Source organism: Microbulbifer thermotolerans, assembly GCF_900112305.1.
GTDB lineage: Bacteria > Pseudomonadota > Gammaproteobacteria > Pseudomonadales > Cellvibrionaceae > Microbulbifer > Microbulbifer thermotolerans.
This window is the reverse complement of sequence record NZ_FOKT01000006.1, coordinates 364,168-374,226: the sequence shown is the minus strand read 5'-3', so window position 1 is coordinate 374,226 and position 10,059 is coordinate 364,168. Positions and strand designations below refer to the sequence as shown.

Annotated in this window: 8 protein-coding genes and 1 tRNA gene; all 9 read right to left on the bottom strand. The window is 57.4% G+C overall.

All coding sequences use genetic code 11. The annotated features are described in order from the left end of the window. Window positions 1-686: 686 nt before the first annotated feature. Window positions 687-776: transfer RNA gene (locus BM155_RS11985), tRNA-Ser, on the bottom strand. A gap of 245 nt (window positions 777-1,021) precedes the next feature. Continuing rightward, window positions 1,022-1,222, bottom strand: coding sequence for a carbon storage regulator CsrA (gene csrA, locus BM155_RS11980; RefSeq protein ID WP_067153976.1), 201 nt, complete (start codon window positions 1,220-1,222; stop codon window positions 1,022-1,024). Window positions 1,223-1,608: 386 nt separating this feature from the next. After that, window positions 1,609-2,847, bottom strand: coding sequence for an aspartate kinase (locus tag BM155_RS11975; RefSeq protein WP_067153978.1), 1,239 nt, complete (start codon window positions 2,845-2,847; stop codon window positions 1,609-1,611). Window positions 2,848-2,982: 135 nt separating this feature from the next. Beyond that, on the bottom strand, window positions 2,983-5,595 hold the full coding sequence (alaS, locus tag BM155_RS11970; protein WP_067153979.1) for an alanine--tRNA ligase: 2,613 nt from the start codon (window positions 5,593-5,595) through the stop codon (window positions 2,983-2,985). 152 nt (window positions 5,596-5,747) lie between these two features. Continuing rightward, the gene (locus BM155_RS11965) at window positions 5,748-6,098 is read right to left on the bottom strand and encodes a histidine triad nucleotide-binding protein (protein ID WP_067153984.1); all 351 of its coding nucleotides are present in this window, start codon (window positions 6,096-6,098) and stop codon (window positions 5,748-5,750) included. A gap of 3 nt (window positions 6,099-6,101) precedes the next feature. Next, window positions 6,102-6,287, bottom strand: coding sequence for a Trm112 family protein (locus BM155_RS11960; RefSeq protein WP_067153987.1), 186 nt, complete (start codon window positions 6,285-6,287; stop codon window positions 6,102-6,104). Window positions 6,288-6,577: 290 nt separating this feature from the next. Beyond that, window positions 6,578-7,417 carry an alpha/beta hydrolase gene (locus BM155_RS11955; protein WP_067153990.1) on the bottom strand — a complete coding sequence of 280 codons (840 nt, stop codon included), beginning with the start codon at window positions 7,415-7,417 and terminating at the stop codon, window positions 6,578-6,580. A 35-nt stretch (window positions 7,418-7,452) separates the two neighbouring features. Further along, window positions 7,453-8,469 (bottom strand): class I fructose-bisphosphate aldolase, encoded by a 1,017-nt coding sequence (locus BM155_RS11950; RefSeq protein ID WP_067153993.1) that lies wholly within the window; start codon window positions 8,467-8,469, stop codon window positions 7,453-7,455. Between the two features lie 36 nt (window positions 8,470-8,505). Beyond that, a complete protein-coding gene (gene glpK / locus BM155_RS11945; protein ID WP_067153996.1) occupies window positions 8,506-9,984 on the bottom strand; it encodes a glycerol kinase GlpK in 1,479 nt (492 codons plus the stop codon). Window positions 9,985-10,059: the final 75 nt, after the last annotated feature.

Below are 10,059 nucleotides of genomic sequence, written 5' to 3'. Positions count from 1 at the left end.
TTAGGCCTGCCGCCAGCGTTCAATCTGAGCCATGATCAAACTCTTCAGTTTAAAGAGTCGCCCTTCGTGAGATAATCTCTCACTCCAGACTTAAGTCTTGCTCGGAATTACGCGCAATTCATTGACATGAGTTGCTTGCTTCCGATAAATCTGTCTCTGGCCGAAACCAGATGATCGATCCATCGCCCCACAAGCACCCACACATATTGCTTGATCGACTTTTTAAACAACTCGGTTAGGCGCCTGGCCTTAACCGTGGGACGCGTATTCTACACATCCGATCTGCTTAAGCAAGTGCTTTTTTTGCAGACTTTTTTGAGGCTTCAATTCGCGGCCAACGCCGCTCTTAAAACCTCCCGAAGCCCCTTCCGGCTCCGTTCGAAGTGGCGCGCATTATAGCGACCTCTCCGACCTTGGCAAGCTCTTTTTTTCAGAGCTTTTTGCTTCAAAAATTTTTTTTGAAGCCGCGAATCCAGCAAGGGTTTCGCCTGAGGTGGCGCGCATTATAGCGGCCAATTTTTTCTCCGCAAGCACATTTTTATGTGCTTTTTTTCAGCGCTAAGAAAAGGGTTACCAGTGCGCTTCCCACCGGCCACACCAACTCAGCCGTACACGGAGTCAAAAAAAACACCCTCTCAAAAGAGGGTGTTTTTTTAAGGGCCCTACCTTGCAGGGCCCTTTCTATATGGCGGTGAGAGAGGGATTCGAACCCTCGATGAGCGTTAACCCATACGCCCTTAGCAGGGGCGCGCCTTCAGCCACTCGGCCATCTCACCTTGTATCCTCCCCCTTTTAAAGAGGAGACTACTTTCAACGCTGATCCGCTACTGCTCGGTAACCGCTGAAAGTGGGCGGCATCATACCAACAGCGAGGCAAAAATCAATGGGGAATCAATAACTTTTTAGCACTTCAGACTCCACATCACTCCAATTGTACAGCGATTGTTCACTTCGCGGAGCCGGATTGTAGAATCAACAACAAAAAAGGCCGGCAGCACCGGCCTCTTCGGGGTAGCGCAGCTTACTCGTTGCCGCCGCCACCCTCCTCTGTGGATTGCTTCTCGCGCTGGATACGCTGGTAAATCTCTTCCCGGTGTACAGCGACTTCTTTGGGGGCATTGACGCCGATACGCACCTGATTGCCCTTTACTCCGAGCACGGTAACCGTCACATTGTCACCTACCATCAGCGTTTCGCCAATCCGGCGGGTTAAAATCAACATTACCTACTTCTCCTTGATCATCCTGTGATATAGCGCAGCGGGATACTCCTGAAGCTACGCTTATAGTCATCATAATAACCGGACGGCGGCGCAAAAGGTCGAATACTGCCCATCACACTATTCAGTATTGCCTAGTCGATCAAAATCTCAACAGGTCGGACTCCGCGCCAATGACCGAATCGCTATAGATGGTTCGCAACCGCCAAAACTCTGGTTATAGCTTCTTGCCAACTATTCCCTCCAGGGGATAGGGCCACGGCAAGCCTTCTCAGCCCATAGACTCATATTACTTGCGCGGCAGGCCCCATATCTGGGTGGAGCAATCTCCTGCACTTTACCGATGGCCTGCACAGGGCACCCGCGACAGGCCTATCCTGACAGGAGCTTTAGCTGGCTTCCCGGGGCTTCGAAAGCTCAAATTCACTGTGCAGCGCGCGTACTGCCAGCTCCAGGTAGCGCTCGTCAATGATCACCGAGATCTTGATCTCCGAGGTGGTAATCATCTGGATATTGATATTGTCCTCGCCCAGAGCGCTGAACATGCGACTTGCCACGTTGGCATGAGATCGCATCCCTACACCGACGATGGAGACCTTTGCGATCTTGTCGTCGGTAATCACCTCCCTGGCACCTAATTCCTCTGCCACCCTCTCCAGTACTCTGCGTGCCTTGGCCAGGTCATTGCGGTGCACCGTGAAGGTGAAGTCAGTGGTGCCATCGACAGCACTGATATTCTGTACGATCACATCCACTTCTATGTTTTCGGCGCCGATCGGCGCGAGTATCCGGCAAGCCACGCCGGGCGTATCCGGCACACCGCGAATGGTCAGTTTGGCCTCATCGCGGTTGAAAGCTATGCCGGAAACAATAGGCTGTTCCATCTCGTTGTCTTCCTCATCCAGACTGATCAGTGTGCCCTCACCTTCTTCAAAAGTTGAGAGCACGCGCAGCGGCACCTTGTATTTACCAGCAAACTCTACCGCACGTATCTGCAACACCTTGGAGCCGAGGCTGGCCATTTCCAGCATCTCTTCGAAGGTGATGCGCTTAAGACGGCGAGCGCTGTCCACTACCCGCGGGTCAGTGGTGTAAACGCCGTCCACGTCGGTATAGATCTGGCACTCGGTTGCATTCAGGGCAGCGGCAAGAGCCACGCCGGTGGTATCTGAACCGCCCCGGCCAAGCGTGGTGATATTTCCCTCTTCATCCACTCCTTGAAACCCGGCGACCACAACCACCTTGCCCGCATCCAAGTCGCGTCGCATACGCTCGACGTCAATGCGCTGGATACGCGCTTTGGTGTGTGCGTTATCGGTCAGTATCTTGACCTGGCCACCGGTATAGGAACAGGCGTCATAGCCACGCTTCTTCAGCGCCATGCTGAGCAAAGCGATGGTGACTTGCTCGCCAGTGGACACCAGTACATCCATCTCGCGGGGATCCGGGTTTTCCTGGATCTGATGAGCAAGGCCAATCAGACGGTTGGTCTCCCCGCTCATGGCTGAGAGCACCACCACCATTTCGTGTCCCTGGGCGCGAAACGCCGCCACTTTGTCAGCCACGGCCTCAATGCGTTCGATAGAACCCACCGAGGTGCCGCCGTATTTCTGCACGAACAAACTCATAAGATGTAGTGTTTCCTTACTACTGCCTATTAATGCGCTCGCAGCACCAATTCGCGCAAGGCGCGCACTAAATCACCAAACTTCAGTGAAATCAACTTGGCACACGGGCACCAAACGCAATTTGGCCGAAATTAACTAGTTGAGCTGGCCCTCGACCCAGCCCGGCACTTCTTTCAACACCGCCGGCAACGCCGCCACATCGGTACCGCCACCCTGAGCCATATCTGGGCGGCCACCGCCCTTGCCCCCCAATTTGGCCGCAGCAAAGCGCATCAGATCACCGGCGGAGATCCGCGCGGTCAGATCCTTGGTAACAGCCGCCACCAGGGCCACTTTTTCCTCGGCAGGCGCCGCCAGTAGCACCACGGCTGACCCCAGTTTGCTTTTCATCTGATCCGCCAGATCGCGCAGCGATTTAGGGTCGGCGCCATCCACAGAAGCCGCCAGCAACTTGATCCCGGCCACCTCCACTGCCTGACTGGAGAGGTCCCCGCCTGAGCCACTAATCAACTTGGTCTTCAGTTGGGCGACTTCCTTTTCCAATTTGCGATTGTTAGCCAGCAGCTGCTCAACCTTATCCGCCAGCTTGTCGGGACGTGTTTTCAACAGCGCAGCGACATGCTCCAGACGCTGCTGGGTCTCATCGAAGAGTGCGAGTGCATGGGCGCCGGTAACCGCTTCTATGCGCCGCTGTCCGGAGGCAATACCGCTCTCGCTGACAATGCGCAGTAGGCCGATGTCGCCGGTACGCCGAACGTGAGTGCCGCCACAAAGTTCCACGGAGAAAGCGCTACCGTCATCGATTGCCCCCATCGACAACACCCGCACCTTGTCACCGTATTTTTCGCCGAACAACGCCATTGCTCCCTTGCGTTTGGCGCTTTCCAAATCGGTTTCCTCAACGTGCACCGCGGTGTTGGCGCGTATTTGCTTATTCACCAACGATTCGATGGCGTGCAGCTGTTTGGCTGTAACCGCCTCTGGGTGGGAGAAATCGAAACGCAGCCGCTCGGAATCCACCAGCGACCCCTTCTGGGTAACATGTTCACCGAGCACTTTGCGCAGCGCGGCGTGCAACAGGTGGGTTGCGGAATGATTCAAGGCCGTCGCCTGACGAACATCGGCGGATACTTCCGCACTGACACTGTCGCCCACGGCGATGGCACCGGCCAACACCCGCCCCTCATGCAAGTGATGTGCCCCCTGCTTGGCGCAGTCACGCACTTCGAAACGGCTGCTCCCGTTATTCAGATAACCGCAGTCGCCAACCTGGCCACCGGATTCCGCATAGAACGGGGTGCGGTCCAGCACAACTGTGCCCTCGTCTCCCTCTTCAAGCCGCTCCACCTGCTCACCACCTTTGACGAGGGCAATGACTTTGCCCTCCGCCCGCGTGGTTTCGTAACCCAAAAATTCGGTAGCACCCTCCAGTTCCAGAGCGCCGCTGTAATCCTGTTTGAATTTGCCCGCGGCCCGCGCGCGCTCCCGCTGTGCTTCCATCGCCGCCTCGTAGCCGGCCATGTCCAGAGTCAGGCCTCGCTCACGGGCAATATCCTGGGTCAGATCCGTAGGGAAGCCGTAGGTATCGTGCAGTGTGAATACCAGCTCACCGGGAATTTCATCTCCCTGCAGGGATTCGAGGGCCTCTTCAAGCAGCGCCATTCCCTTGTCGAGGGTTCTGGCAAACTGCTCTTCCTCCTTGCGCAATGCAGACTCAATAGTCTCGCGCCGCTCGCGCAGCTCCGGATAGGCATCGCCCATTTGCTCTACCAGGGCTTCGACCAGTCTGTAGAAGAAAATTTCCTTGTGGCCCAGCTTATGGCCGTGGCGAACAGCGCGGCGGATAATGCGGCGCAGCACAAACCCCCGTCCCTCGTTAGAGGGCATGACACCGTCGGCAATCAGGAAGGAGCAGGAGCGGATATGGTCAGCGATAACACGCAGGGATTTTTCCTCCATATCGCTGCAGCCGACAATGTCACCAGCGGCTTTGAGCAAAGCCTGGAAAAGGTCTATCTCGTAGTTGGAATGCACACCCTGCATCACCGCAGCAATGCGTTCCAGCCCCATGCCGGTATCCACTGAGGGCTTGGGCAGCGGATGCAGCTCTCCGTCGGCTGTGCGCTCATACTGCATGAACACCAAATTCCAGATCTCAATATAGCGATCCAGGTCGTCGTTGTCGGAGCCGGGCGGACCTCCGGGCACCTCGGGGCCGTGATCATAAAAGATTTCAGAACAGGGGCCACAGGGCCCCGTGTCCCCCATTTGCCAGAAGTTGTCCTCATCCAGGCGAGAGAAGCGCTCGGCACTGACACCGACCTCCTTCAGCCAGATGTCCGCCGCTTCGTCATCGCTGATATGGACGGTTACCCAGAGGCGCTCTTCGGGCAACTTCAATACTTTAGTGAGGAATTCCCAGGCGAATTGGATCGCTTCGCGCTTGAAGTAGTCGCCAAAGCTGAAATTGCCCAACATTTCAAAAAAGGTGTGATGGCGGGCCGTATAGCCGACGTTTTCCAGATCGTTGTGCTTGCCGCCGGCGCGCACGCAGCGCTGAGCGCTGACTGCGCGGCTATACGGGCGCTGCTCCTGCCCGAGGAAGGTGTCCTTGAACTGCACCATACCGGCGTTGGTAAACAGCAGGGTCGGATCATTGCCCGGCACCAGGGAGCTGGAGGGCACCACCGTGTGGCCCTGCTCGGCAAAGTACTTCAGAAAGGCGTCGCGAATCTGTGCGCTTTTCATCCGGCGTAATTCCACTTCACTAGTTAAATTTAATTGGTTAATAATGCCAGTTGTGCGGGCAAAATGCTTCCCGTAACTCTCCGTGCCGCTGGCGGGGCCTATTTGCTCCCCGGCCAGTCATTCCGGAAGTCACCCGTTACCAAGCCGCCCAATCAAGAGACGGCCAGTCCCTGCTCCGATAATTTCTTCTGAGCCAACAGGTGGATATGGAGGTGAAAGACTGTCTGCCCGGCTGAGTGGCCATTGTTGACCACCAGGCGGAAACCGTCCAAACCCAGCTTCCTGCCCACTTCCGCCGCCACCCACATTAAGTGGCCGAGCAACGGTTTATCCTCGGTTTCCGCATCGGAGAGGTTGATCAAAGGTTTGCGCGGGATAATCAGCAGATGGGTCGGCGCCTGTGGAGAACGATCCGGGATTACGATGCATTGCTCGTCCTCGTAGATTCGCTCGGCACTGAGTTCTCCGGCGATAATCTTGCTGAATACACTCGGTTCGGCCATGCTCTACTTTTCCAGTTTTTCCTCGGCGGTCAGCTGACGCGCCTCGGACTCCAGCATGACCGGGATACCGTCGCGTACCGGATAAGCCAGACCGCTGGCTTTGCACACCAGCTCTTGAGCCTCCTCGCGATACTCAAGTGGCGCCTTACTCACCGGGCACACCAGCAGACTCAACAACTTTTTATCCATGTTCCACCCTACAGATTTCCCGAGGCCCCGCGCTCAGGGGGGCAAAAATGACCGCGTATAGTACAACGGTTAGTGGGGTTTTTCACTGTGTAACGGCGGGGCTCCCGGTTTTAGCGCAACCCCAAGAATTGGAGACGCCGCTCGTGGAGCTGACGGCGCTTACAGGGAGGCATACGTCGGAACTACGGAGGCGTGAAGGAGGTATGCGCGCATTTTGAAAACCGCTTCCCCCTTTAAGCCGCCTAAACCCTCAACAGCACGGACTCGACGGGAGTTCCACAGCCGCGCTGTCAGCCGGCAACCGCCGAAGCGGCCATCGGCGCCACCGCCTTCAAGTGTTCCAGCAGAAGTTCTCGCGCACGAGGCCCATCTTCTGGCTCATTGAACACCTCGTGATATGCGTTCGGGAAAAGTTCCAGCACCTTGGATTTGCTCCCCAAATGGGCGAACCAATCACGACTGGTGGCACTATCCACTATGCGGTCTGAGTCCGGGAGCAGCATCAAACAGGGTTCGGTAATTTGCGCGAGACGTGGATAGAGGTATTCCCGTTCCCGCAGAAAAGCATCGAACCACTGCAGCGAGATCCGCCCGTATACCAGGTCGTCCGTATTGTAGGACTCAACCACAGATTCGTCGTGACTCAACCAGCGTGGGTCCACCCGATTGGGCAGGGCCAGGCGGGGAAGCAAACTGACCAGCCGCCGCACCAGCCACAGTTCAACCCCTGCCGGCTCTTCGCACCCGCGAATACCCGGCGCCGATAGTATCAGACTATCAATACCACCGAAGCGGATAGCAGTACCACAGGCAATTACACCACCCATGCTATGCCCCAGTAAATGCAGGGTGCGCCCGCTATTGTCCTTTTTGACCAGGCGGATAAAGTGGTGCAGATCCTCGCTGTAGAATGCAAAGTCCTCGATATGTCCCCTTCTGCCTTCGGACAGGCCGTGCCCGTAGTGATCCAGCGCGTACACGCTGAACCCAGCACTGTTTAAAAACTGCGCCAACTGCCGGTAGCGGCCTCCGTGCTCGCCGAGGCCGTGGGCAATGACTACGACACCCAGTGCCCCCTCAACCCACCAGCACCGGTAGTGGAGGCGGTTTCCACGGGTGACAAACTCCATTTCTCTCCTCGCTCTGTTTTCTTGTAATTGTCATATCATTCCAGTTCCAGGCTTTCCCGGTACTCCCCTCGCATTGCCAGATGATTGAGGCGAGCCCGTTTCAACAGCGCCCGCTGCAATGCGGGACCGTTTTCGGATCTGCCCGCCCAGGCTTTGAGCGCCGGCTCTTGTAGCGCGCGGCCATAGGAAAAGCTGAGCTGCCAGGGCGCCTGCCACAGCTGATTGAGTGCGTTCAGGTTGGCAGTGGCCTCCTCCGGGCCCTGGCCACCGGAGAGAAAATTAATACTCGGCACCGCTGCGGGTACCGCCCGGCGCAGGCTGCGCATGGTGTATTCGGCCACCTGCTCCGGTACCGCCCTGGTGGATTCTTTGCCAGGCGTCACCATACTTGGCTTCAAAATCATCAGCTCCAACACAACTCCGTGGCGGTACAGGGCGTGGAAGACCTCGTGCCACACCCATTCGTTCACTTCGGCATCGCGCTCAATATCATGATTGCCATCCATCAGCACTTCCGGCTCCACGATCGGCACCACGCCGACAGACTGGCACACAGCGGCGTAGCGCGCCAGCATTTCCGCATTGGCAGTGAGCCCCAACCGAGTGGGATTACCCGGGCTTATGGGATAGACCTCCCGCCACTTGGCGAAGCGGGCACCCTGTTCTTTGTAACCGGCCAGACGCTCCGCGAGGCCGTCAAGACCATATGTGATCAGATCGCCAGGGGCACCCGGCAATGCCCCCTTCCCTTTGTCTACCTTGATGCCGGGAACAATGTTTTGCGCCGCTGCCACATCCGGTAATGGGACGCCCCGATCATCCACCTGGCCGAGCGTTTCCTCAAATAGAATAACGCCACTGATATAGTCGCCCAGTCCCTCAGCGGACAGCAGCGAGGCGCGATAGAAGCGTCGATTTTCCTCCGTAGATTCAACACCGATGGCAGCAAACCGTTTTGCGATAGTGCCGCTGCTCTCATCGGCCGCCAGAATACCCCGGCTCCCGTCCACCATATCGGCAATAGTCTTCTGTAACTCGTCGTGTACAGACATGATTGTCACCTCCTTCCCTGAGGATAGGCGGCCCACTCAAAATGCGCAGCAGGCCGCAACAGCCCGCCGCCAACCGGCGAGCAATCGGTTGCGTTCTTCCTCCGCCATCGCCGGCAGGAAATCCCGCTCTATATCCAGCAGACGTGGCGGCAGTTTGTCAGCAGACCAAATTCCGGCGCCAATTCCCGCCAGTAAGGCGGCGCCCACAGCAGTGGATTCAATCTGCTTCGGTCTTTCCACTCGCAGTGCGGAAATATCTGCCTGAAATTGCATCAGAAAATTGTTGGCACTGGCACCGCCATCGACACGCATATGCCGGATTGGGAGCCCCAGCGCCTCGCCCATCAACCGCGCCAGTTCGTCGCTCTGGTAGGCAATGGACTCCAGGGTTGCGCGCACCAATTCAGCCCGACCTGAGCCCCGTGTGAGTCCACAAATGGTCCCCCGGGCCGAAGCGCGCCAATGTGGCGCCCCAAGACCGCTGAAGGCCGGCACCAGATAGACTCCGCGGGTATCCGGCACGCTCTGGGCGATCATTTCTGTCTCCGCGGCCTCTTGTATCAGGCCCATTTCGTCCCTCAGCCATTGCACCGCGGAACCCGCGGTAAACACCGCCCCCTCTACCGCATAGGCGGGCTGCCCGGCTGGGTCGCAGGCAATCGTCGCCAACAAGCCCTCCGGTTGCCGTGGGCGCTCAGGACCGGCATAGGCGAGCATAAAGCAGCCTGTGCCGTAGGTATTTTTGACATCCCCGGGATTGGTGCAGCCCTGCCCAAATAGTGACGCCTGTTGGTCACCCGCCACACCACAGATTGGTACTGATGCACCCAGAAATGCCTCGGGATCTGTATCCGCAAAATGCCCCGCGGATGGCCGGATTTCCGGCAACAGAGATTCCGGGATACCAAACAGGTCCAGCAACTCCGGGTCCCAGCATTTGTTGTCCAGGTTATACAGCAGCGTGCGGCTGGCGTTACTGTGGTCAGTGAAATGGTCGCGGTTACCGGTCATCTTCCAGATTAGCCAACTGTCTACGGTACCGAAGCAAAGCTCTCCGCACCGGGCTCTCGCCAGCAACTCCGGTTGGGCGCGGAACAGCCAAAGCAGCTTGCTGGCAGAGAAGTAGGCATCCAGAACCAAGCCCGTTTTTTCCCGTAGCAACTCGGCCTTGCCTGCGACGTTGAGCGTGTCGCAAATATCCGCCGAGCGGCGGCACTGCCAGACGATGGCCGGGCTGACCGGCTCCCCGCTCTGGCGGTCCCATAGCAAAGTGGTTTCCCGCTGGTTAGTGATGCCCACGGCCATCAGGTCGGAGGCGCTGATACCCGCGCGCTCCAATGCGGCGGCGCAGACTCGCCGGGTGACCCACCAAATGGCATCGGCCTTCTGTTCCACCCATCCCGGCCGCGGATAGTAGTTGGGAAGTTCCGTGTAGCTGCGGCCGATCAAAGTGCCACGGGTATCGAAGACAAAGGCAGTGGTGCCAGTGGTGCCCTGGTCTATGGAAAGAATCATGGGGACACCTCGCTCTTATTATTTTGGGTTTATCGCTCCAAGGGAGCAGCCTGCAACCACCGAAAGTATATGCAA

Bases quoted from the DNA above. Each gene is read 5' to 3' on its own strand.
- alaS (WP_067153979.1), bottom strand. From the start codon at position 5,595: ATGAAAAGCGCACAGATTCGCGACGCCTTTCTGAAGTACTTTGCCGAG.
- glpK (WP_067153996.1), bottom strand. From the start codon at position 9,984: ATGATTCTTTCCATAGACCAGGGCACCACTGGCACCACTGCCTTTGTC.
- BM155_RS11950 (WP_067153993.1), bottom strand. From the start codon at position 8,469: ATGTCTGTACACGACGAGTTACAGAAGACTATTGCCGATATGGTGGAC.
- BM155_RS11965 (WP_067153984.1), bottom strand. From the start codon at position 6,098: ATGGCCGAACCGAGTGTATTCAGCAAGATTATCGCCGGAGAACTCAGT.
- BM155_RS11975 (WP_067153978.1), bottom strand. From the start codon at position 2,847: ATGAGTTTGTTCGTGCAGAAATACGGCGGCACCTCGGTGGGTTCTATC.
- csrA (WP_067153976.1), bottom strand. From the start codon at position 1,222: ATGTTGATTTTAACCCGCCGGATTGGCGAAACGCTGATGGTAGGTGAC.
- BM155_RS11960 (WP_067153987.1), bottom strand. From the start codon at position 6,287: ATGGATAAAAAGTTGTTGAGTCTGCTGGTGTGCCCGGTGAGTAAGGCG.
- BM155_RS11955 (WP_067153990.1), bottom strand. From the start codon at position 7,417: ATGGAGTTTGTCACCCGTGGAAACCGCCTCCACTACCGGTGCTGGTGG.